Raw genomic sequence first — 23,284 nt, 5'->3', positions numbered from 1 at the left:
TTCGAATATAATAGTGATGAAAAGGGAATAATGGAGCAGATGAATGGAGGAGATAGTAGATGAAATTAGCCGTAGTAGGTATCGGAGATATCGCACAAAAAGCATACTTACCTGTATATGCCGCAAGAGAAGACGTGGACATTCATTTGATTTCGCGCGAAGAGGAAAAAGCGAAAAAATGGCAATCGATGTATCGTTTTTCAGGTACGTTTCCGACTTTAGAAGCGGCGTTGTCAGAGGGAATGGATGCTGTCATGATTCATTCCGCAACAAAAGCGCATGCAACACAAGCGAAGCAAGCACTTGAAGCAGGAGTGCCTGTATTCGTCGATAAGCCGATTTCGATGAACATCGAGGAAATTCGGGAGCTGGTTCAATTGGCAGAGGAAAAGAAGGTCCCGTTCATTACAGGATTCAATCGACGATTCGCGTCCGCACATCGTCGCCTGTTAGAAGTTGAATCCCCGAATATGATCATCATGCAAAAAAATCGAACGCCTTCTGTTGAGGGCGCGCAACCTTTTTTGTTTGATGATTTCATCCATGTTGCGGATACGCTGCGCTATTTGACGGGACGTGGAAAAATCGAAAACCTGCATATCCGGAGTAAGCAGGATACGAGTGGGTTGCATCACGTTACGATTCAATTCGAATCAAATGGAATTACTGCCATCGGAGTGATGAACCGGAACAATGGTGTCACGGAAGAGCGGGTAGAAGTGATGGGACCGCATGAAAAGCGGATCGCTACAGACGTGACGATGCACGAACGACAAACGAGTGAAGGAACGCTTGTCTATCCGCTAGATAACTGGGAATCGACATTGAGTCGAAGAGGATTCATTGCGTTGATTGATGCATTCTTGAAAACGATAGCGGGTGAGCCGTCTGCGTCCGTCACGGCTTCAGATAGTTTAGAAACTCATGAACTCTGTCATCACATCTATCAACATGTGATGAGATGAACGAAAGCCGTACTCTGGAATCAAGAAGAGTACGGCTTTTCTATGGATGGAATCGAGGAATGGGTCTTCTACCATCACGTCACCTCATAAAGCTGATACGTCTTTTTTCCGCCTGGTCCTTCGAAGGTCAGACGAAGCGAGGAACGAACGAATCGATAGGTCACACTTCCTTCTGAAAAGAAAAGGCGAGCTGAAAGGTCAGGCTCGAATCGAATGACTTCTGTATCGTTTCGAAAAGATCCAGCTGTTCCGAAGTGATCGAATTGAAGGGATGCGACAAAGGTATTTCGTGAATCAAACGAAACGTGGATACGACCACTCCCTTCAAACGGTTCATTTTCGAAAGTACTTCGCTCCACTTCATACGTTCCTTCAAACTGCCGGACTTGCTTGATTTTCTCTTGAGCGGTTTGTTCAATCAACTGAGCCCGTTCACGAATCGGGTGATCCGGCGCTAAATCAGACTGTTCAATCGTACGGGCAGTTCGGATTACTTCTTTGAAATGATAGCTAGCGAACTGTTGCTCCAACTTCACCATCGTTTGAGCCGCTTGACTATCCTGCTCAGTTGTCGCGCGCTCGACGACTTGAGTGTAGGCATCGTTCTCCATTTCCCTTTGAACGTTAGAGGGTGTCTCTTTACAACCTGATAAAATCAAACAGAAAAGAAGCATCCATGTATATCTCATGTTTTCACCTCAGTTCGTGTAGTGTGCGTGATTTGGAGATGATCCGTATGCAGTTGAATACGATACTGCACGCGATAGGTGACAAATGAAGGCTCGTTTCCTTGTGTCGTTTGATACGTTTCTAGCGTACGAAGTTCATAGATGGAACCATCGGATGAAAAATCCTGGAATTCAACTGTGTGAATGCGGGGTGGTGCAGCAGAAGTTGCTTTTTGGCGTAGAGCGGTCAGTGCCTGAAGTTCAGATTTGAATGCGCGAGAAGACATATATTGAATCGAAGAGAATGTCTCGATCGAATCATAACGTGTTGAAAAGGTGATGAGTTCAGGGACGGTTCCTGTATACTGACGGACGAAACGTAATACATCATACGATGTAGGCGGTTTATTTTTCGAATAGGTTTGATTATAGGCAACCTGTTCATCTGACCATTCCGAGAGACTCCATGTCTGGACTGGAGAAGGTACGACCTCTGAAGAAGAGGCATCTTTCGTCATATACCAAAATAAACTCGAGGTCATTAAGACGAAAAAAATGATTATGCATAGTAGAACAGGACGAAATGCAGATGAAGTCGGTTCCGTTTCAGGACGCTTCCGTGCGATGACGGGATGCTGGCAATAGGAGCACGCGTCATCCTCGTAGCCTAGAGGTGTTCCGCAAAGTGAACAACGTTCCATAAGACAAGTCCTCCTAAGTGTATGAAATTCAATTTCTTGTCGGTATCTTATTTATTGAAATCATTTCCATCTTATCATTAATTGAAAACGTAATCAAAGCATGAAAAAGAACTCATCCAGCTTGATAATGGATGAGTTCTTTACTGTTTCATTTACGTACTTTTCAACGGATCCGTTACGAAGATTCCTTCCGCTGTCTCGGACGCTTCGAGTGGAGCATCATCCAAGAAGTAGGTGCGTACTACGCGATTAGCGGCAAGTCCATCCTCTTTCGCACAGAACGTTTCCCGAAAATGATCGAGCTTTATTTGATAATCCTTCGACCAAGACGGAATCGTCGCCAGTGCCTCGTAAAAGGACAGTTCCTCTTCAATGATCGGACCAGGTAAGTCCTTTTGATAGTCCAAGTAGAAACCGCGCAACGTATCGCGATAGAGCTCTAGGTCAAAAGCATAGAACAGGACTGGACGATTAAGATTGGCGAAATCAAAAAAGACGGATGAATAGTCAGTGATCAATAAATCAGTTAATAAATAGAGTTCTTGGATGTCGGGATAGTTGGTGACATCGAGGAACTGTTCTCGATACTCACTTGGAATTTTCGGTTTTTTCGTCACGAGTACATGGGTCCGAATGAGGAATACATAGTCATCCCCTAGTGCTTCAGCGACACGACTGAATTCGAACGGGTAATCAAAGAAAAATTTTCCGTTTCCTAATGCATGATGATCCCGGAACGTAGGAGCATATAAAATGACCTTCTTATCCGGCGAAATGTTCAGTTGTGCACGCAAGTCGTCGACCTTTTTCGTAGCATCTGCAAAAAATAAGTCATTACGTGGATAGCCGGATTCAAGGATTGTTCCTTCATACTGGAAAGCACTTTTAAAAATCGCTGTCGCATAACTACTCGGCGAGAGAAGCACGCTCCATTGTTGGATCGAGCGAGTGACACGGTCGACATAACCGGCGTCTCGACCATGAATTTCCTCTAAATCGAATAACATCTTTTTCAGTGGTGTGCCGTGCCATGTTTGAATATAGGTCGTTTCTTTACGTCGGGTCATGTAATGAGGGAAGTTTTGATTGTTCACCCAGTACTTGGCCGTCGCTAAATGATAAAAGTAGCGAGGTGACAGACGTTTGATGACGTTAACATGATCATCCCCGAGATAGAGTCGTTTATTGTGTACCCAGACGACTTGATGGGTGCTACCGAGGCGACGCAATTCTTCATAGATATAACGGGGACTATCACCGTACTGTTTACCGAGCCCGCTCTCGAACACGATTTTATTTTCTTGTACCGGTAATTTTTTCATCAAGCGATAGCTGATTTTCATGATCGGAAAATAGAAGCGACTCCGACGGAAAAGTCGGAATAACACGAGTGATGCTTCTTTTGTTTGTATCGTTTCCCAAACATGGCGCTGCTGTTTGTAATCAAGAATCGTTTGGTAGATATCTTCGGAATAAGACTGTTCTGTTGGTTTTAAGAAGACCGCAGCCCGCTCCTTGTAAGACGGAAGCATCGCAAAATCACGTGAGGCCGTCGCTTCGAGGTCAGCGATTAAATCATCGACTGTAGTCGAGATGGGGCCGGGTAACTCTTTCGCTAAATCAAGGTGCGAACCGACCGGACCGATGAATCTGCGAGCATCGAATTGGAAATAGTGAACCGGTCGTCCTAAGAAACTAAAATCAAAGGCGACGCTCGAGTAGTCTGTAATGAGTAAGAGACTCTCCTTCAACAAACTTTGGACATCCCGTTCGCCTTGATAGATGACGGTCACTGGGAAACGCTCGAAATGGCTCGCGTACTGTTGCATATTCGGATGTAGACAGAACAGAATCTCCAAATCATGGTCGTGTGCGAGTTCATGGAGGCGCGGGTGTTCTAAAAGAGCGGAGTACTGTGCGAAATAGTCCGATTCCAAGAACTGAATAGGTGTTTGCAACCACGAACGCCACGTCGGAATGATCAAGATTTGCCGTTTGACGGGCGTGTCACCGTTCAAGAGGGCGTCGAAGCGTGAGAGCCCCGTAATTCGAATCTCGTCTTGACGATAGCCCATATCCTGCATGACCAATCGACGTTCCCGTTCAGAACTCACTAAAAAGAGATCGGTATCGAACGATAATGCGAATTTGCCGTACTGATTCTCCATATTTTTAGCGCCCAGTACTCCATGTTGAATGAAGATCCGGTCGGCTTTCATTTTTCGCTTGAATCGCGGTGAGCGAAGGGGATAAAGATAGTCGGCATGATGGGTTCCAACGAATTTACTTGCCATGAACGAATGATAAATATGTTCTTTCGAACGGAAAGGTAAGGTATTTCCAAGAATCGCGACCTTATCATACTCAGGTGAATTTGGATCAATCACGTAGTAAGCAGGATGTTCTGCATGTTGCTCGCGCATGAACCGGAAAAAGTGATACCCGTTATCTTGTGCTTTATAAGGTCTTTCCCCGATCAACCATGTTTTTCGGTCAGCAAAGAGACGATAGAGAGGGGCAAACGTCATCATATGCTCAAGGTAACGATAATTTTCGTTCGTGAACGCACTTAATTCAAACGAGAGATTCCGATGACCGACAGTGAAATAAGGTGTGACATGCATCGTATGTGTCGCGTTGCGCCCAGTGAGTTCCGTTGTGAGATGACGTGTGATGTAACGAGCTCTTCCGAGTCGGACGAGGCGAGGGATCAGACGATGGTAGTAGGTCAGTTCCATGAAGCTATCGTAGATGCCTTCATGGAGAAGACGCTCCGATTGTAAGGCGGACCAATCAATCTGTGTGCGATACGTATAGCGATATAGACCAAACCGACGTTGACTTGCCTCTTGATCATAGAACCAATCAACAGGCAGTGCGATCCGATCTCCGGTTTCACGATGGACGAGGATGAGCTGTCCTTTCTTTAAAAAAGAATGACGTGAAAAAAGTTTCCCTTCGATATGTGTTTCGTGAGAGTGTTTTTTATCGATCCGATCAATCTGAAGCCGTGACTTAATGACGGGTTCCTTGTTGAGCAATAATCGGATGTTTCCTTTCAAGTCTGTGTAAAAAAAGACGCGATGTTGCTTCGCTTCATCAAAAAGAGGCGAGAGTGGTGAAGGAATAGTAGTACGTAAGAAACGACCTAATGTAATTTCTCGTACATATGACTCATTAGTAATGGTCGATCGCGAAGGAAGACCGCTCTCTTGCCACTTCTCAAGTGTTTCCCGTGGAATGGCCGCAAGCGGTTTACGATATTTGAGATATAGGGAAAATCGACCATGAGGCAGTAACGTCTCAGGTGTAAGAGCTGATTCTTCTAAAAAATCTTCTTGTTCTAGGTGAGTGTCTTGATGCTGAATGAGGTGGTCGATCAGAAGGTGAATATGGGATGGATTGAATTCGAATCGGAAAAAGGTTGAACGTGCTTGATGATTCACGAGCTCCGTGACGAGGAGCTGATTCCGGTCATAAATACAAAGGGACTCGACGACTAAATCCGGATCGGTCAGATGACCCGATAAGGATAAAGCATGTTCGTCCGACATAAGAGTGATCTGCTGTTTGCTAGTCTTCCGTTCTTTAGAAGAAGAGCGTTTCGGTAAGATCGTTTTACCGGACCGTGCCATTCTCAAAAACAGATGTGATACATTCATAACAAAACCTCCTAAGATGTAAAAAGAAGTAAATGGTATTTTCGACACACAATAACATACCATAAAAGTAAATGTAAGTGGTTACAGAAAAAGTCGGATTAACTTATAAAGAAGGTGTGAAGAATGCGTCATTTGATTTTAATGGACACGTTCAAAGGAAGCCTCGCTTCGAAAGAAGCGGCAGAGGCGGTCGCTGCAGGTATTCTTCAACAGGATCCATCCGCGATCATCGATCAATCGCCTGTCGCTGATGGAGGAGAAGGAACACTAGCTGTGTATGCGGCAGGTGGCTATGAGATACGGACGGAGTGGACGGTGGATTTAGCCGGACGCCCTTGTGAAGTGATGTATGCGCAACATGAACAGGAAGCCGTCATTGAAGTCGCACAGATATGCGGACTATCGATGAGACATGAAACAGACGATCCATTTTTGTTACACACGAAAGGAGTCGGTCATCTCGTCCAGACGTTACGCCGAAAAGGCATGACAAAGATTCGAGTCGCTCTTGGAGGAACAGGAACGACAGATGGCGGGCTTGGTTTTTTACATGAAATGGGATGTTCTTTACGAGATGCGGAAGATCGTCCGATTCGGTTTCACACGAATCCGCTAGTCGAGACGCGACGGCTGGCATGTATAGACGCTCCATTTTCGTTGGAGGCATTGGTAGATGTTCGTTCCCATTACTCTGGTCAAGACGGTCCAGCGTATCTATTTGGACCCCAAAAAGGGTTACGACGAAATGAGATTGAATGTTTAGATCAACGATTGAAAGAAATGGAAACGATTCTCAAGCTAGAAAATATTCAAGGTGCAGGAGCCGCAGGGGGACTGGGTGGTGCGATTCATGCTGTCGGGGGAACGATCGTGTCGGGTGCCCAGTCCATCCTCGCGTATTTAGGATGCGAGGAACGATTACGGAAAGCAGATTATGTCTGGACTGGTGAAGGGAAAGTCGATCGCCAAAGTCAATTAGGGAAAATAACAGGAGAAATCGTGCGATCTGCTGGAATTGCTCAAGTTCCATGTCTTATTCTTGCGGGTATCGTCGAAGAAAAGATACCCGGTGCGCTGGATTGTCGATCGATTCATATCGACCGACCCGTTACGTTAGACAAAGAGCAGACGTTTGCTCGCTTAACAGAGCAGGCCTCGATCTGGCTAAAAGAACTTTCACGGGAACAGGGATGAAGTCGGAAAAGTTTGGGTAAATAACTGTATATTGCCATACTTTTAGAGAAGGTAGGTCATCGTATGATCAATCAATCGATTCAATTATCGTTTCGCCAAGTCCGAGCACTGGTCGAACATACTCTGCTGTTGTTCAAAGAGCTCGATCAACAATTAGCAAACCGTGGATACGAACCAGTTCTCCCGGAAGTCGTCCAAACGGAGCATGGTCTGAGCATCCATCAGACGAAGGAGAGTGCGGAGTCGCTCGTACCGCACTTTTTAACTCGGACGTATGTCCGGCAACAAGAAAAAACGAACCAACATGGATTGCTGATCTCTGTTCAATATACGCATCCGCTCCATGAACGATTCGATCCGGTCGTCCTCGTCGGCGATATTGCGTTCAAGCAAGCGAAACATGCGCAAAAAATCTTGAGCGAGAAACCATGGCTTCTGAAATACGCTGCCTTTGAATCAACGATCGCGCAAGAGTTCGTTGCCGATGGTACACGCTATACGACGCAACCGATTGAAGAAATCGAAGAGCTGATCGTCTGGGGGCATCCGTTCACGGAAATGCGCGATATCGATGACGTCAAACGATTGGCAGAAGAGATGATCAGTCGTCGTCTTGAGCCGGGGACAACATGAAAATAAGCTTCCGTTCCTTCAAGATAGAAGGAGGGAAGCTTATTTTTTAGACTTGAACGAGCAATCGTTCGATCGCTGCCGTCAAATCAGTTGGATTCGTTTTTGGAGAGAACCGCGTCACTTCTCCATCACGGGTCACGAGGAATTTCGTGAAATTCCACTCGATGTCTGTTGCACCGTCCGTCGTTGGTGCTTGTGCTTTCAGTTCTTCGAATAACGGATGTGCTTGCTCACCGTTGACATCGATTTTTGAAAAGACGGGGAACGTCACGCCGTAGTTGACTTGGCAGAAAGACTGAATCTCCTCGTCCGTTCCCGGATCTTGGTTCGCGAACTGATTACATGGGAAACCAAGTACGGTCAATCCTTGTGAACGGTAATCTTGATGCAATTGCTCGAGTCCTTCGAACTGTGGCGTCAAGCCACATTTGCTGGCTGTATTGACGATCAGCCATGCTTGAGCTGGGTAGTCACTTAAGGATGCCGATGTTCCGTCGACGCGTTGAAATGAATGATCTTGTAACATATCGATTCCCCCTTTTTAAGTACTTCTCCAGTGTAACAAATCCGTTTTTCCGTCGTCTTCTATCGCTACTTGCGAGATGACAGAAACATCACAATCGGGTGTCAGCGACGCTTTTTCGACGAATCTTTGTTACGATGAAAAGGAATATGGAAGGAAAGGAGAGATGCCACATGAGAAAAATGTTGAAACAATCGCGGTTCGTCATGATCGCGACGCTTTGTCTCGTCCTCGTCGGAAGTTGTATTACCTTACTGACGCTTGGATTCGAACGCGATATTGTGATTCTTGTTTCTGGAGTGGTTGCCCTATGGGTGACGATGCTAGCTCCTTTGACGGTCCATGCCAAAATGAATCAGCAATCATAATCATTGTTTGTTCATGAAACCGCGGAACGATTCTCGCTAAAATGGAGCTCCTCCATTTTAGATGAAGGAATCGATTTCTGCGGTTTTTTTTCTTCTATAGCATAGGGACGAAAAACACTATTTTTCAAAAGTAAGTCATTAAAAAATCAGACTATTTTTTTTTCAACTTTTCTATTTACAACCTTAAAAAATCGGAGTAATATCCATCTCATCAACGAACACTAACATGTTAATGCTTCGATCTCAAAGTACGCCGAATTCATGATTGAAGCGGGGGACCCAACCGTCACGACATGTGACACGGGGTGAATCCTTTCCGAACGGGAAAGGTAGGGCAAATTCCTAGGTATGCCCGAATCCGACAGCTAACCTCGCAGGCGTTTTTAGGAGGGAACGACTCTTTTTCAGTATGCCAAGTTATCAAGGCGATGCTGGGGCCGTTTTTCGCCTCACATCGTCTTTTTGTCGTGTTTAATTGTAAAAATATTGAATAATATGGGGGTAATTTCATAATGGGAGAGCTGTGGAGTATCGTATTGCTTGCCTTCTTCTTCGGTACGACGTTCGGGATGATTCATCTGATCGAACGCGTCCAGTGGAGAGCAGGTGACCGCAAATGACATGGTTTTTACTAGCGACGGGCTGCCTCGTCTTCTTGTATCTCGGTTATTGTCTGATGTATCCAGAAAAATTCTAATCGCATAGGGAGAAAAGAAAAACATGTGGACTCAATTCATGATCCAATTTTGGATCCTTCTCGTCATCGCACTTTGCGCGGCGGTCTTGCTTGGTCGCTACATTGGAGTATACTTCGCACCTGTCGCAGAGCGTCGGGTCGATAAAATCGGTAAGGTCGAACGACGACTCCTGTTGTTACTCGGCGTCGATGAAAAGAAACACGATCAATCGTGGGTCGGCTATTCGAAAAGTTTGTTGCTTGTAAATATGTTCTTCTTCATCGGTGGTTATTTGCTACTTCGTTTCCAAGGCAGTCTACCCTTGAATCCGAACGGTGCTGTGAATCTCGACTGGTCGACGGCGCTTCATACGACGATCAGCTTCATGACGAATACCGATCAACAACACTATTCGGGTGAGGCACTCTCGTATCTCTCGCAAACGTTCGTCCTCGGAACGATGTTATTCGTCGCTCCGACGATGGCATTCACGGTCTGTATCGCTGTCATTCGTGGTCTTGCGAACAAACCACTCGGTAACTTCTATGCCGACTTCTTCCGCTTCATCTTCCGAATTCTCTTACCGATTTCGTTCGTCTTCGGTTTAGCGATGATCCTACTCGGTGTACCGCAGACATTTGGAGGAGCAGTCAGCGTCACGACGCTCGAAGGAGCAAAACAGTTGATCTACCGCGGACCAGTCGCTGCTTTTGAAGTCATCAAACAGCTCGGAAACAATGGTGGTGGTTTCTTTGGTGCCAACGGAGCGCATCCGTTCGAGAACCCGAACCAGTTCGTCAACTTCATCCAGATGTTCTTGATGTTGCTGATTCCGATGTCACTTCCGATTGCATACGGTAAAATCATCGGTTCAGCGAAACAAGGGCGACTGTTCCTTAGTGTCATGACGCTTCTCTTCATCATGATGACGGTCGGGATGGCAGGGAGCTTACTTGCGAATCCAACAGCGCATGGTCAGGAATTACGATTTGGTCAAATCGGAACGGCGCTCTACAGTTCAATCACGACGGCAGCTGAAACTGGTGCGGTCAACGCGATGCACGACTCACTGCATCCGCTCGCAGGATTGATCCAACTCGGCAATATGATGCTCAACGTCGTTTACGGTGGAGCAGGTGCAGGATTCCTGAACGTTTTGCTTTACGCCTTTGTCGCAGTCTTTCTGACAGGTCTCTTGATCGGTCGGACACCGACGTTCCTCGGGAAGAAAATCGAGACGTTCGAAGTGAAGATGATCGCGATCGCGCTACTCGTGCCGCCCTTCCTGATTCTCGTCGGAACGGCGATCTCGATGTACGTCGCACCAGGCGTCGCCGGCATCTCGAACCCAGGTTATCACGGACTGTCGCAAGTCTTGTATGAGTTCACGTCCGCGACAGCGAACAACGGATCCGGTTTTGAAGGACTCGGCGACGCAAACGTCTACTGGAACGTCTCGACATCATTCGCGTTGTTCTTCGGACGCTACATCCCATTGATCTTGATGCTTGCAATCGTAGGTTCGCTTAAAGCGAAGCAATCGGTTCCGCAAGATGAATTTTCGTTTAAGACAGACACACCACTCTTCGGAACAGTCTTCCTCGGTACGGTCGTACTCGTCGGTGCATTGACATTCTTGCCAGTGCTCGTACTTGGACCGGTCGCGGATTGGCTGACGATGTGAACAGGAGATAAAAGCATATGATGGAACGAATCATGCATCCGACGCCCGAGGAACACCAACCGAACGGGGAGCCGGAACACCAATCCAAATCAGCAATCAGTGGCTCGATCGCGCGTCAAGCGACGATCGATGCCTTTAAAAAATTGAATCCCGTTAATATGGTCAAACAACCGATCATGTTCGTCGTCTGGATCGGCTGCTTGCTTGCAATCGGCTATACGATCTTCATTGATGAGATGCGTGGCTTTAACTTAACGGTCAGTATCATCCTTTTCCTGACGGTCTTGTTCGCGAACTTCGCGGAATCGATCGCGGAAGGACGCGGGAAAGCCCAGGCGGACTCATTGAAAGCGTCAAAAGCAGATGTCATGGCACGTAAACGTGTCGGACAACTGATTCAAAGTGTCTCGTCGGCGACACTCCGCAAAGGCGATATCGTCTTCGTCCGAGCAGGGGAGTATGTACCGGGTGACGGTGAAATCATCAAAGGACTTGCTTCGATTGATGAATCAGCGATCACGGGTGAATCCGCACCGGTCATCAAGGAAGCGGGCGGTGATTTCTCCTCGGTCATCGGTGGAACACTCGTCGTCAGTGACGAGATCGAAGTTCGAATCACGAGCAATCCGGGTGAATCATTCCTCGATCAAATGATTGCCCTCGTCGAAGGCGCAAGTCGTCAAAAGACACCAAACGAACTCGCGTTATCAACGCTCTTGACGAGCTTGACATTGATTTTCTTACTTGTCGTCATGACATTACCGGTCTTTACGAACTACCTTGGATTTGATCTATCAGGTCCGATCTTGATCGCCTTACTCGTCTGTTTGATCCCGACGACGATCGGTGGCTTACTGTCAGCAATCGGAATCGCCGGGATGGACCGCGTTACCCGCTTCAACGTCATCGCGATGAGCGGGAAGGCGGTCGAAGCAGCAGGCGATATCCAAACGATCATCTTGGACAAAACAGGAACAATCACGTTCGGTAACCGGATGGCGTCGGAAATCACGCCGGTCGGCGGACGCACTGCCGAGCAGGCGTTTGAGGGGGCAATCCTCGCCTCACTCGCTGATGAGACACCAGAAGGACGTTCCGTTCTTGAACTCGCTGAACTTCGCGCGATGCCTGTTGAACAACATTGGTTAGATGATGCAGAGATCGTACCGTTCCGCGCAGAGACACGGATGTCCGGACTCGATTTAAGAGATGGTCGCCGTGTACGGAAAGGGGCGGGGCAAGCGATTCAAGAATGGGTCAAGGAACAAGGTGGAACCATTCCGAATGATTTGCAAGAGAAAGTAGATGCGGTCTCTCGTCTTGGTGGCACACCACTCGTCGTTGCGATCGACGCAACGATCCTTGGCGTCATCTATTTAAAAGATACGGTGAAACCGGGCATGCGCGAACGATTCGATCGGTTGCGTGAGATGGGTATCAAAACGGTCATGTGTACGGGTGACAACCCATTGACGGCAGCAACGATCGCCCGCGAAGCAGGCGTCGATGATTTCGTCGCCGAATGTAAGCCGGAAGATAAGATTCGTGTCATTCAGCAGGAACAAGCAGCTGGTCACCTCGTCGCGATGACGGGAGACGGAACGAATGATGCACCAGCGCTCGCTCAAGCCGATGTCGGACTCGCGATGAACAGCGGAACGCAAGCCGCAAAAGAAGCGGCGAACATGATCGATCTCGATTCGAACCCGACGAAAATCATCGAAGTCGTCGAAATCGGGAAACAGCTCTTGATGACACGGGGTGCCTTGACGACGTTCTCGATCGCAAACGATGTCGCGAAATATTTCGCGATCATCCCAGCAATGTTCATGGTCGCAATCCCGCAGATGGAAGTACTCAATATCATGCGTCTTGATTCACCGACGAGTGCGATCTTGTCTGCCTTGATCTTCAATGCGATCATCATTCCGATGTTGATTCCACTCGCGATGCGGGGGGTTACCTACAAACCGATGACGGCGGATCAATTACTCGGTCGTAACTTGCTGATCTACGGTCTTGGCGGTGTCGTCGTTCCATTCATTGGGATTAAAATCATCGATGTCTTGCTTGCAAGCATCCTCTAAGGAGAAAACGAATCATGAAACAAGCCATTCGTGTGACGGTCTTCGTCACGGCGTTATGCGGGATCGTCTTTCCCGCTTTATTGACCCTGTTCGGTCAACTACTCGTACCGGATAAAGCTGAAGGTTCTTTAGTACAAGAAAACGGAAAATTCATCGGATCGGAATTGATTGCCCAGCCGTTCACGTCGAAACAGTATTTTCACGGACGTCCATCAGCGGTCGATCAATTAGCGGGAGCGTCTGCTGGGGATAACCTAGCAGCATCGAACCCGGAGCTTGGCACGAAGATGGCGGAATTACAGAAACAGAACCAAGTGGACGGCGCTTCGCTTCCGGACGATGCCCTCGTGACATCCGGTTCTGGCTTCGATCCGCACATCTCAGTCGATTATGCTTTGGTTCAGGCGAAGCGTATCGCAACCGCGCGCGACCTGTCGCGTGAAGAAGTACGGAAGTTGATCACCAAGGAAGCAGGAACACATGATTACGTCAACGTCCTGCGTTTGAACTTAGCCCTTGATCGGAGTAAGTCATGACACGAGGAAAGCTGAAGCTGTACATCGGCTCAGCTCCTGGTGTCGGAAAGACGTATAAGATGCTTGCCGATGCACGAACATTGACGCTTGAAGGCAAGGATGTCGTCATCGGTCTGATTGAGACACACGGTCGAAAAGAGACGGCGGAGATGGTCGGGCAACTCGAACAAGTCCCGCTACTTGAAGTCGTCTACAAGGACAAGACATTTCCCGAGGTGAACGTGGACGCGATCATTGCCCGTCGCCCCGATATCGTTCTGATCGATGAACTGGCGCATACGAATGCGCCAGGATCGGTACGAAAGAAACGCTATCAAGATGTCGCAGCACTTCTTGAAGCAGGAATTAATGTCTATTCGGCCGTCAACATCCAGCATTTCGAAAGCTTGCTCTTTAAAGTCAAGGAAGTGACGGGTGTCGAAGTGCGGGAACGCATCCCGGATCCGTTTCTCGGGGAAGCCGATGAGATTCTACTCGTCGATGTCACACCACAGACGTTACGGGAACGACTCGAGCAAGGAAAGATCTACAAAAAAGAAAAGATTGAACAGAGCTTGAATTCGTTCTTCTCGCTTCAGAATCTTGCGAGCTTACGTGAGCTATCGCTGCGTCAGGTCGCGGACGAAGTCGACGATCAAGTCTATCAATCACGTTTGCTGATCGAAAAAGATCCGGCGTCGCTACAAGAACGAATTCTCGTCTGTATCCAGCTCAACGACAACGCGCGGAAGTTGATCTATCGCGGCTTTCGCATGGCAAGTCGATTGAAGGCAGAACTGTATGTCCTAACGATTTTACCGGCAGCGGAAAATCAATTGAATGCGAAACAGAAAGAAGTCTTAGCGATGGTACGCGAGAGTGGTTCCTTGTTCGGAGCAGAAGTTCTAATCCGAATCCAAGGCGAGCGCTCGATCGCCCAAGCGATCACGGCAGCTGCCAAGCATCATCGCATCACTCAAATCGTCCTCGGTCAATCCGCACGGACCCGTTGGCAGGAAATTCGGCGCGGATCAATCATCAATGAAATCATGCGTCATGTCCGCGGGATTGATATTCAAATCGTTGCCGATGACATGGAACGCTAGGGGAGCCCTTCCGCGTAAATGCAGGGGTTCTCTTCGAAGTTTGTCGTTTCACAAGACGAACGAGTCGGTCATTCTCCCTGTCCTCAGGGCGGGAGGTAAGCCGCGGCATCCCTGCATTTGATGCGGTCTGCCGGGTCTTACCTAACCCTGACGAAAGCGCCGAGCGCGCTTTCTGATCCTGTAGGAGTGGAGGATGACATTTTTCGTTCTACATCAATCAAAAAGGAAAGACCGTTCCAGTGAAGTCACCAGAACGGTCTTTCCTTTTTTTGTTGGAATCATTTCAATGATTTAAAGACTCGGCTTCATCGTTTCCTCAACGAGCGAAGACTGGAATATCGAAGACAGCTGTATAGCTATCCATTTGTTGATATAAATCATAGATGCGAGTCGTTTGTTTCGCTGCCCATCCCATGTCTGTCGCATATTGATGACGACCAGGATTCATTGGGTTCCAGCGCATTTTATAGAGTGTGTTTTGATTGTATGCATGGTGAATATATTGGGTTCCAATAAATTCGGCTCCACCCATGATGGCTGCTTCCGGTGTGAACCATCCTTTTTCGTAAGCTGTTCTTGCTCCACCGTTGATTGGATCTGAATCGATAGCACCGATGCCGTACATGTTGTAGACCATTTTTCCATTCCACATGACGCCATTCGCTAAAGTTGACGTTCCATTTCCTGTCTCAAGTAGCGCGTGGGAGATCAAGTAGATTTCGTTGACGGAAAAGGCTGTACCAGCGTCGATGAATGCTTGTCCACAGCTTCCAGTCGTACATTTACCAAAGATGCCTTTTGTACTGATGATCTTATCTAATGTTGCGGCAGATGCGCCTGTCGTCTTCGATAAATCAAGGAATTGGAAGAATTCCTTTGAAGAGCGGCTAACTTTTAATGGGTCAGCGACGTTCCGGACATCGGACTCGAGTGCATTCAACCAACCGAGTGTCCAGTATCCAGTGGAAGACGTGTAAACACGCGGATACGTCGTATAGAAATCACCGATTCGTTGATAGACCTTAATCATCTGTTTCGGCTGGAATTGTCCATAAATATGGCTATCCGTCGCCGCACCCGATCGGATGTTGAGTGGTGTCGTTGACGATACGGTCGCGAGTGTACCATTGACTGGGTCTTCTGATCCACCGAATCGAACATACATCGAGCTGACATACATCATCTTATTTTTATACAAATCGGTTTGAGGTGAAGGATTTAACTTCATTTGAGTGCTGATGAAGTTATCAAATGTATACGGTGTCGCAATGGAGTTGTAGACATTTAGTTTTGAAGATGTCGTTACAAGTGTTCCATTATACGCATAGCCTGATTTACCTTGATAGGAAATCTTATACCATTGGCCGATTTGTCCGGTGACGTTGACGACGACGTTCGAAGGAATCGTCGTCACGACTTGATAGGAACTTCCGACATACGAGCGAAGTGGAGTAGGACTTGTAGCTCGGACGTATAACGAATCTTTCGATACATAGTCAATCTTACTTGTAGATGCGTTCGTATCGACATACCCTGTTTTTCCATTGATCGTTACTTTATGCCACTGTTTATTCGTATGTGACGTAATCAGTGAAGTCGTGTAGTAGACGTTTCCTTTAGCTAGTGTCGTAAGTGCTGTTGCTTCTTCTAAAGGTGAATTTCGAATGATTAAGTTCTCGTTCGCGAGGAAACGAGCGCCACTAATCTTTTTTGTTTCTGTATAAGGTGTTAAAAGAGCGCCATCGATATACCCTGTTTTTCCATTAACACTTACGTTCATCCATGTCCCGATTGAACCATTCACTTGTACGACTGTTCCTTTCGTAAGCGATGAGACTTCGCTGTATGTCGGACCAGCATATGACTTCAGAGAAGTCGTTTGTACCGTCTTATAGCGATGGGCTGAAATCTTACGGTATGAAATCGGACTTCCTTGATTCGCTCGGATATATCCTGTTTTCCCGTCTACTGAAATACGATGCCACGACTGACCGTGACCGTTCGTGACAAGGCGCGTCGTGTAATAGACATCTCCGCTTTTTAGCGTCTTCCATGTATCGGCATCCGCCTGATACGTCGTTTTGACGTCGATGGATGTATTTAATACATAACGCGCTGCTGAGATCGTAGACGTTACGATATATTCGTTCAAATCATCCTGATGAACATATCCGATTTTTCCTGCATACGTCACACGGTACCACTCATTGATAGCCCCTGTTACGGATAACTTCGTACCGCTTGGGATAGACTTGATGGAAGCGTAAGATACGCCAGCATAAGACTTTAATCCTGTAGCGTCGGTTGTTTTCATCGTCACGGCATCCGCTTGATAGGAGACTTTTTCTCCTGTTCCGTAAGCGATGTAACCGGTCTTTCCGTCTTTTTTGATCTGATACCATTTTTTAGAACCAAGTGTGACGAGACGTGTCGTGTAATAGATATCACCCTCTTGAAGCGTAGCGATTTTAAACGCATCTGCTTCAGGAGCGACTAAGATATCGGTGGATGATGTGACGGCGAAACGTGTACCTGAAATGGTTTGGACGAGGGCTGCTGTCTTAAACGTCGAAGCCGATGCATATCCTGTTACACCATCGTACGTGACACGATACCATGTACCGATTCGACCAGAGACGAGCGGTTTCGCACCGGCCGGAATCGACTTGATTCCTGCATACGAACTGCCTGCATAAGAGCGAAGTGTCGTTTTAGCTGTTGTGACGAAAGAGACGTTCTTCAGGCTTTCATAATTCACGATCGTTCCTTGATTCGCTAAAAGATAACCGGTTTGACCGTCTTTTTTAATTTTGTGCCACGTGCTACCTCGAGAATCCGTTGCAAGTGTCGTCGTGTAATACGCATCGCCTGTTTTTAAAGAAGCAATCGTTTTACTCGTCGAAGAGGCAGATGCTTTGATTTCGACGGATTTCTTCAAGAGAACACGTGTAGTAGGAATCGTTTTGACACTTTGTTTAGAGACTTGTAAAAAAGCGTCACGGTGCATGTATCCACTATTTTTGCCGTGACGAACGCTATACCAGCCGTCGATTTTTCCGACTACTTCAACGTTTGTCCCAACTGGAATCGATTCGACTTTTGGATAACCCGTTCCTGCATAAGTATGTAGCGTGTAGGTATCCGTCGTACGTGATGTTTCGTTCGCAATCTTCTGATAGGAAACAGGAGTGGCACCAGATGGGACATATCCTGTTTTTCCTGCGTAGTTCAGGCGATACCACGTTTTGCCGTATGGATCGGTAATCCGTTGTGTCGTATAATACACATCTTTACTTTGCAAGGTACCAATTGTCGTTGCTGTCGTGCGTGCCGCATTTTTAATCGCCGTATTCGTAGAGACGATATAGCGTTGTCCAGAGATCGTTTGCTTTTTCTCATACAACACTAAATATTTTGAAGCGACATATCCCGTTTTTCCGCCATATGTTACTTTTTTGTAGCTTCCGGCATCATATGCGGATGAAACGACCGTTCCGGTCTTGATCGTCAACAAGCGTTTCCGTGAAGATGTCGTCTTATCATACAGATCCGTATCTGCCGATAGACGATAAGCCGTTACTTTCGTTGTTGCTGCGTTCACTATCGGTAGAGATGATAGAATGATGCTAAACACGATAAGAAGACTCGCGAACACCTTCAAAGGTTTCGAGATGGATGTCGTATTCAAAGTATCTTTCCTCCTAGTAGATATTCGTCCAAGCGGACGGAATCGGCTTCTAGGATGTCTGGTCTAAGGTGTACGTACTTATGCCTATTCCTACTATCGACCATATCGGATTTTTATGAAGAAAATATTGGGTTTTTTTGAAAAAAGGGATTTAGTTTTTTGAAAAACCCTCCTGTTTGTTTAAACAAGAGGGAATAGGATCAGATAGTGAGACGTGCGAGGATTTCTGTTAAATTCGTCGTCGGGCGTTCACAAGTAAAATCATGACAGAGATACGCCGTTGGCTCTTCTGGTTCTGGATAATCCGCGAGCAAAGAGACGTGCGGCAAAAGGTCACGCTTCGTACCAATTAACAAGGCGACTTCCGGCAAGCGCATCTGTTGCAGTTGATCGATTTCGACCGGGATGTCTACGTTTTCTGGAATCAAGATAATCAATTCCTTCGGTTCCATCTGCCGGTAGGTGAAGGTACCGACAAGTGAGGCGAATCCGGTCGGTTGTTGCTCGACTTCTTCGATTAAAGCTGCGAGCGCCCGTTCGGAACTTTCCTGATAAACGAGACGACCAGTCAGACGACTGAGCGTGAAGAAGGCGTTTAAGGCAATACTATTTCCAGCAGGTGTGACGCCATCATACAGATCGAGTGGACGAACGAGTAGCTCATCGGAGCGTGACGACGTCAGATAAAAATAACCATCTGCTGTTTGAAACTGGTCCTGCAGCACATCTGCGAATGCTAAAGCTTCCTTTAGATGAAGCGCCCGTCGTGTTGATTGGAATAGTTCAAGATGTGCATCGATCAAATATGCATAGTCATCGAGGAATCCGTGACCGGTCGCTTGTCCGTCTCGGTAATGAACAGCAAGTTGATTCTCCGTGCGGACGAATCGCTCGAGTGATGTCATCGCACGCGTGGCGACACGTGTATAATGCGGTTCACCAAAGACACGACCGGCTTTAGCGAACGTCGAGATCATCATCGCGTTCCACGATGTCAGGCGCTTATCATCACAAAATGGTCGCGGGCGTTCACTTCGCGCACGAAGAAGAATTTGTCGCTCGCGTTCGAGTTGCGCTGCTGTCTCAGCAGGTGACAAGTGGATTTCACGTGCGAACATCTCGAGTGTTTGTCCTGTCCGGTAAAAGACATTCCTTCCTTCGAAGTTCCCGGACTGGGAGGCATGGTAAAAGCGCGGGAACAGCGCGTCTGGTCCGAGTAAGTCGGTCAGTTCAGAAGCCGTGAACGTATAATAATGTCCTTCGCCTCCTTCACTATCCGCATCCAAGGCGGCGTAGAAGGTGCCGTCCGGTGCAGACAACTCACGCTCTACGAATGTCAGTACTTCTTCCGCGTAACGTCGGAAGCGTATTTGTCCGGTCACTTGGTACGTCTCGATACATAGGGTTGCAAACCAAGCATTGTCGTACAGCATCTTCTCGAAATGAGGAATCTGCCACTCGGCATCGACCGTATAGCGGAACAGACCGTAGCCGACTTGATCCGTCATCCCGCCGTCACGCATCGCAATCAGTGACCGCATGACCATATGGAGCGCTGTTTCGTCTTCCGCGAATTGATAATAATCAAGCAAGAAACGAAGCAGGGCTGGCGACGGAAACTTCGGTGCCTCGCCGAATCCACCGTGTTGACGGTCAAATTGGCGCATCGCTTGATCAAAGGTCTCGTGAATGATGGATTCATTCCAAGTATGGGTAGACGTCGTAGGCTGCAATACGTCGCGAAGCGTTTGCGACATGTTCTGACCGACTTGTGCGATTTTTTCTGGTGAACGGCGGAATTGCTCGCTGAGCTGAAGCGTCACCTGACGAAAACTCGGGCGGTTGAACTGAGGCGTCTTCGGAAAATACGTGCCGATGTAAAATGGTTGCTGGTCCGCTGTCATGAAGACGCTCAGTGGCCAGCCACCTTGTCCGTTCATGACTTGAGCCGCCGTCATGTAGACATGGTCGATGTCAGGACGTTCTTCCCGGTCGACCTTGATTGCGATGTAGCGTTCGTTCAAGAGTCGTGCCGTTTCTTCATCTTCGAAGCTCTCATGAGACAGCACATGGCACCAATGGCACGTCGAATAACCAATCGATAAAAAGATCGGCTTGCCGCTTTCTCGAGCGGCAGTGAAGGCGTCTTCGCCCCACGGGTACCAATCGACAGGCTGGTGAGCATGTTGCAATAGGTAGGGACTCGTTTCATGGATAAGTCGATTCGACATGATGGATTTCCCTCGTTTCTTCTATAATAATAAGTCCTCTTCACGATACTCGGCTTTTACGGCAGGTGCAACTCCAATTCTGAGACAGGAGAAAACGATTTTTAAAAAGAAAGATTGACTTTATAAAAGAAAGTGTGATAGATTAATATAAGTCATGAATCGGGGATGATCACTCATGTGAGAATCTTCAATCCATATCATACAATTAAATCGACAGGTCAGGATTTTTAGACCGCTACTGACAAATGAGTCAGACATAAGTCATCGCTTTTATTTTGTCCTTCTTCATACTACGAGGAGAAGTTGACCCAGCAAGATAAACCTTCCAATCGATACTTTTCCGCTCATTCCCGAGCTATTTCTAAAAATCCCAGTATCATGCGTCCGTTGCAGACGCATCACGATTCTTGCTAAAATGCTTGATTCAGCTGGCGCGGCCAAGGAGCCGTAACAACGAAAGAGAGGTAGGGCTTTCGTCGTTTCAGGTGTTTTGATCACCTGTAATCCTCGATTCTCATGACAACCAAAAACAACGACACGCTGATGAGGCGTTTTTTTTGTGCCTTTTTTCGGGTAATGCTGAAAGAAGGGGGTGACGACATGCCATGGAATGAGAACGACTATCCGGAGTCATTCAAGAACTTTGATCCGCCGCTTCGAAAGAAAGCGATCGAAATCGCGAACGCGTTATTAAAAGACGGCTATGAAGAGGGACGCGCCATTCCGATCGCAACATCGCAAGCTGAAAAATGGTACGAAAGTCACAAAGACGAACAATAAAAAGTTGTAAGCGATACCATTTCTTTCATTTACGAAGGATGGTATCTTTTTTTACGAAAAATATACACTATTGAGAATATAATCTGATATTATGAAGAAGTGTCAGAAAATTCAATAGGGGGTCTCATCATGAAATACGGCAGTACGTTTGGAAAGTGGGCATTGGCCGGAGTATTAACAGCAGGAATCCTTCCACAAGCGGGTCTTGTCGGGGCAGAAGGCGAAGGCGTCATCTTGTCTGAATACATAGAAGGAACAAGTAATAACAAGGCAATCGAGCTATATAATGGGTCGGGGCAAATCATTGATTTAGCAGACTATACACTCGTTCAATATACGAACGGTGGACCGTCAGAAGCGAAAATCACACTATCGGGGAAAGTGGATCCAGGGAAGACGTTCGTCATCGCGAATTCGAGTGCGAATGCGGACATCAAAGCAAAAGCACAATTGACGACGGGATCATTGAACTTTAACGGAAATGATCCCATCGCACTGAAAAAGGGTGATGTTGTTCTTGATATCATCGGACCACTTGGTTCATCAACGGATTTCGCAAAAGATACGACACTCGTCCGGAATGCCGGCGTCACGTCTGGTGCTAAAACGTACGAACCATCACAGTGGACGAGCTTCCCGGTCGATACACTGACGAATCTCGGCAGTCATCAGACAGAAGCGGGCGACGTTCTTGCAGCACCTACAGCTTCTCCAGTCGGTGAAGTTGAACGTGGAGATCAAGTGACATTATCAGGTGAAGGAACGATTCATTATACGGTCGATGGCACGACACCAACTGTCGACAGTCCGGTGTACACGTCACCGATTACAATCAACGATGAAGTGACGATTCAAGCAGTTGCCGTCAAGGACGGTAAAACGTCAGCGGTTTCGACATTCAAGTACTATATCGCACCACCAATCACGAAAATCAGCAACATCCAAGGTATTGCGCATACGTCGCCTTATGCAGAACAGCTCGTCCGGACGACAGGTGTCGTCACGTACGTCGTCGATGCGAACAACTTCTACATGCAAGATCCGAATCCGGATAACGACAGCCGGACATCGGAAGGGATTCTCGTCTATGCGAAAAACCATGGTGCTGCTGTTGGACAACAGATCGCGACGACAGGATATGTCAAAGAGTGGTTACTTGGCGGATACAGCGATAAAGCAGATACAGACCTTGCTGTCACGGAAATCAGTACGGTCAATCTCGTGAAGGGTGCGCTTAATGAAGGCTTACCAGCAAGTATCGTTCTTGGTGATAAAGGGGTCTTGATTCCGACGCAAGTCGTCGACAATGATTCCTTCGCGCAGTTTGATCCAAAAGAAGATGCGATCGATTTATACGAAAGCTTAGAAGGTATGCGTGTCGCTTTACCGAACGCAATCGTCACAGGGCCGCAAGCAAACCGAACAATCCCAGTTCGGACACAAACAGACGCAAACAAGGTCTACACAAAACGTGGCACACCAATCCTGACGAAGGATAATGTCAACCCAGAACGTCTATTTGTCGAGATGGGCAGCTCGTCGTACCGTGCGAAAGCTGGTGATACATTCGATGGAACAATCGAAGGCGTCATGAGCTATAACTATTCGGCTTATAAAGTACTCGCCAAAGCAGCGGACCTTCCGAAACTCGTCACGAGCGAAGTGGAGCGTCAACCGACGAACATCAAGACGGGGGAATCACGCTTGACGGTTGCTTCGTACAACGTCGAGAATTTCGCCTCAACGGCAGACTCTGGAAAAGTCGATCGTGTCTCAGAAGGCATCGCGACATTCCTGAAGAC

At 47.3% G+C, this 23,284-nt stretch carries 16 protein-coding genes and 1 riboswitch; of the genes, 10 read left to right on the top strand and 6 right to left on the bottom strand.

The window, feature by feature from the left end; translation table 11 throughout:
• Positions 1-59 precede the first annotated feature (59 nt).
• A complete protein-coding gene (locus F8N00_RS03025) occupies positions 60-965 on the top strand; it encodes a Gfo/Idh/MocA family protein (RefSeq protein ID WP_023469386.1) in 906 nt (301 codons plus the stop codon).
• 74 nt (positions 966-1,039) lie between these two features.
• Here the strand turns inward: F8N00_RS03025 and F8N00_RS03020 are convergent, their stop codons facing one another.
• From F8N00_RS03020 to F8N00_RS03010, 3 genes are all read right to left on the bottom strand, one after another.
• On the bottom strand, positions 1,040-1,654 hold the full coding sequence (locus F8N00_RS03020) for a hypothetical protein (protein WP_152995325.1): 615 nt from the start codon (positions 1,652-1,654) through the stop codon (positions 1,040-1,042).
• Positions 1,651-2,334 carry a hypothetical protein gene (locus tag F8N00_RS03015; RefSeq protein ID WP_035396091.1) on the bottom strand — a complete coding sequence of 228 codons (684 nt, stop codon included), beginning with the start codon at positions 2,332-2,334 and terminating at the stop codon, positions 1,651-1,653. Before F8N00_RS03015 ends, F8N00_RS03020 begins: the two co-directional genes overlap by 4 nt.
• 152 nt (positions 2,335-2,486) lie before the next feature.
• Entirely contained in the window at positions 2,487-5,996 is a 3,510-nt protein-coding gene (locus F8N00_RS03010; RefSeq protein WP_421017770.1) for a CDP-glycerol glycerophosphotransferase family protein, read from the bottom strand.
• A gap of 123 nt (positions 5,997-6,119) precedes the next feature.
• On the opposite strand from F8N00_RS03010, the gene F8N00_RS03005 reads away from it, so the two are divergent.
• Positions 6,120-7,190, top strand: coding sequence for a glycerate kinase (locus F8N00_RS03005; protein ID WP_058264613.1), 1,071 nt, complete (start codon positions 6,120-6,122; stop codon positions 7,188-7,190).
• Positions 7,191-7,253: 63 nt separating this feature from the next.
• Positions 7,254-7,823, top strand: coding sequence for a hypothetical protein (locus F8N00_RS03000; protein WP_058264614.1), 570 nt, complete (start codon positions 7,254-7,256; stop codon positions 7,821-7,823).
• A 46-nt stretch (positions 7,824-7,869) separates the two neighbouring features.
• Here F8N00_RS03000 and F8N00_RS02995 read toward each other — a convergent pair whose 3' ends face one another.
• Positions 7,870-8,349: a glutathione peroxidase gene (locus F8N00_RS02995; protein ID WP_023469380.1), complete on the bottom strand. Its 480-nt coding sequence runs from the start codon at positions 8,347-8,349 to the stop codon at positions 7,870-7,872.
• A gap of 170 nt (positions 8,350-8,519) precedes the next feature.
• Here F8N00_RS02995 and F8N00_RS02990 point away from each other — a divergent pair, with 170 nt between their 5' ends.
• From F8N00_RS02990 to F8N00_RS02970, 5 genes are all read left to right on the top strand, one after another.
• Entirely contained in the window at positions 8,520-8,714 is a 195-nt protein-coding gene (locus F8N00_RS02990) for a hypothetical protein (protein ID WP_023469379.1), read from the top strand.
• A gap of 241 nt (positions 8,715-8,955) precedes the next feature.
• Positions 8,956-9,109, top strand: a riboswitch (cyclic di-AMP (ydaO/yuaA leader).
• 325 nt (positions 9,110-9,434) lie between these two features.
• A complete protein-coding gene (gene kdpA, locus F8N00_RS02985; protein ID WP_075642847.1) occupies positions 9,435-11,075 on the top strand; it encodes a potassium-transporting ATPase subunit KdpA in 1,641 nt (546 codons plus the stop codon).
• Positions 11,076-11,095: 20 nt separating this feature from the next.
• A complete protein-coding gene (gene kdpB / locus F8N00_RS02980) occupies positions 11,096-13,162 on the top strand; it encodes a potassium-transporting ATPase subunit KdpB (RefSeq protein WP_371811226.1) in 2,067 nt (688 codons plus the stop codon).
• Between the two features lie 14 nt (positions 13,163-13,176).
• The gene (gene kdpC / locus F8N00_RS02975; RefSeq protein ID WP_023469375.1) at positions 13,177-13,698 is read left to right on the top strand and encodes a K(+)-transporting ATPase subunit C; all 522 of its coding nucleotides are present in this window, start codon (positions 13,177-13,179) and stop codon (positions 13,696-13,698) included.
• Entirely contained in the window at positions 13,695-14,783 is a 1,089-nt protein-coding gene (locus F8N00_RS02970; protein WP_023469374.1) for a universal stress protein, read from the top strand. Before kdpC ends, F8N00_RS02970 begins: the two co-directional genes overlap by 4 nt.
• Positions 14,784-15,099: 316 nt before the next feature.
• On the opposite strand, the gene F8N00_RS02965 is transcribed toward F8N00_RS02970, so the two are convergent.
• Together F8N00_RS02965 and F8N00_RS02960 are read right to left on the bottom strand one after the other, a co-directional pair.
• The gene (locus F8N00_RS02965) at positions 15,100-18,471 is read right to left on the bottom strand and encodes an SH3 domain-containing protein (RefSeq protein ID WP_075642844.1); all 3,372 of its coding nucleotides are present in this window, start codon (positions 18,469-18,471) and stop codon (positions 15,100-15,102) included.
• 200 nt (positions 18,472-18,671) lie between these two features.
• Positions 18,672-20,702, bottom strand: a complete 2,031-nt coding sequence (locus F8N00_RS02960; RefSeq protein ID WP_421017769.1) for a thioredoxin domain-containing protein — start codon at positions 20,700-20,702, stop codon at positions 18,672-18,674.
• 600 nt (positions 20,703-21,302) lie between these two features.
• Here F8N00_RS02960 and F8N00_RS02955 point away from each other — a divergent pair.
• Positions 21,303-21,482: a hypothetical protein gene (locus F8N00_RS02955; protein ID WP_035396111.1), complete on the top strand. Its 180-nt coding sequence runs from the start codon at positions 21,303-21,305 to the stop codon at positions 21,480-21,482.
• Positions 21,483-21,611: 129 nt separating this feature from the next.
• The coding region (locus F8N00_RS02950) for an FN3 associated domain-containing protein (protein ID WP_421017768.1) at positions 21,612-23,284 on the top strand (1,673 nt) is incomplete at its 3' end.

It is taken from the genome of Exiguobacterium sp. A1_3_1 (assembly GCF_048985645.1).
Classification (GTDB): Bacteria; Bacillota; Bacilli; order Exiguobacteriales; family Exiguobacteriaceae; genus Exiguobacterium_A; species Exiguobacterium_A indicum.
Note: the sequence above shows the minus strand (reverse complement) of the source record. Positions and strands in the feature narration are given on the sequence as shown.

Bases quoted from the DNA above. Each gene is read 5' to 3' on its own strand.
- F8N00_RS03010 (WP_421017770.1), bottom strand. From the start codon at position 5,996: ATGAATGTATCACATCTGTTTTTGAGAATGGCACGGTCCGGTAAAACG.
- F8N00_RS03005 (WP_058264613.1), top strand. From the start codon at position 6,120: ATGCGTCATTTGATTTTAATGGACACGTTCAAAGGAAGCCTCGCTTCG.
- F8N00_RS03025 (WP_023469386.1), top strand. From the start codon at position 60: ATGAAATTAGCCGTAGTAGGTATCGGAGATATCGCACAAAAAGCATAC.
- F8N00_RS03020 (WP_152995325.1), bottom strand. From the start codon at position 1,654: ATGAGATATACATGGATGCTTCTTTTCTGTTTGATTTTATCAGGTTGT.
- F8N00_RS02995 (WP_023469380.1), bottom strand. From the start codon at position 8,349: ATGTTACAAGATCATTCATTTCAACGCGTCGACGGAACATCGGCATCC.
- kdpB (WP_371811226.1), top strand. From the start codon at position 11,096: ATGGAACGAATCATGCATCCGACGCCCGAGGAACACCAACCGAACGGG.
- kdpC (WP_023469375.1), top strand. From the start codon at position 13,177: ATGAAACAAGCCATTCGTGTGACGGTCTTCGTCACGGCGTTATGCGGG.
- F8N00_RS02955 (WP_035396111.1), top strand. From the start codon at position 21,303: ATGCCATGGAATGAGAACGACTATCCGGAGTCATTCAAGAACTTTGAT.
- F8N00_RS02960 (WP_421017769.1), bottom strand. From the start codon at position 20,702: ATGTCGAATCGACTTATCCATGAAACGAGTCCCTACCTATTGCAACAT.
- kdpA (WP_075642847.1), top strand. From the start codon at position 9,435: ATGTGGACTCAATTCATGATCCAATTTTGGATCCTTCTCGTCATCGCA.
- F8N00_RS02990 (WP_023469379.1), top strand. From the start codon at position 8,520: ATGAGAAAAATGTTGAAACAATCGCGGTTCGTCATGATCGCGACGCTT.
- F8N00_RS03000 (WP_058264614.1), top strand. From the start codon at position 7,254: ATGATCAATCAATCGATTCAATTATCGTTTCGCCAAGTCCGAGCACTG.
- F8N00_RS03015 (WP_035396091.1), bottom strand. From the start codon at position 2,334: ATGGAACGTTGTTCACTTTGCGGAACACCTCTAGGCTACGAGGATGAC.
- F8N00_RS02970 (WP_023469374.1), top strand. From the start codon at position 13,695: ATGACACGAGGAAAGCTGAAGCTGTACATCGGCTCAGCTCCTGGTGTC.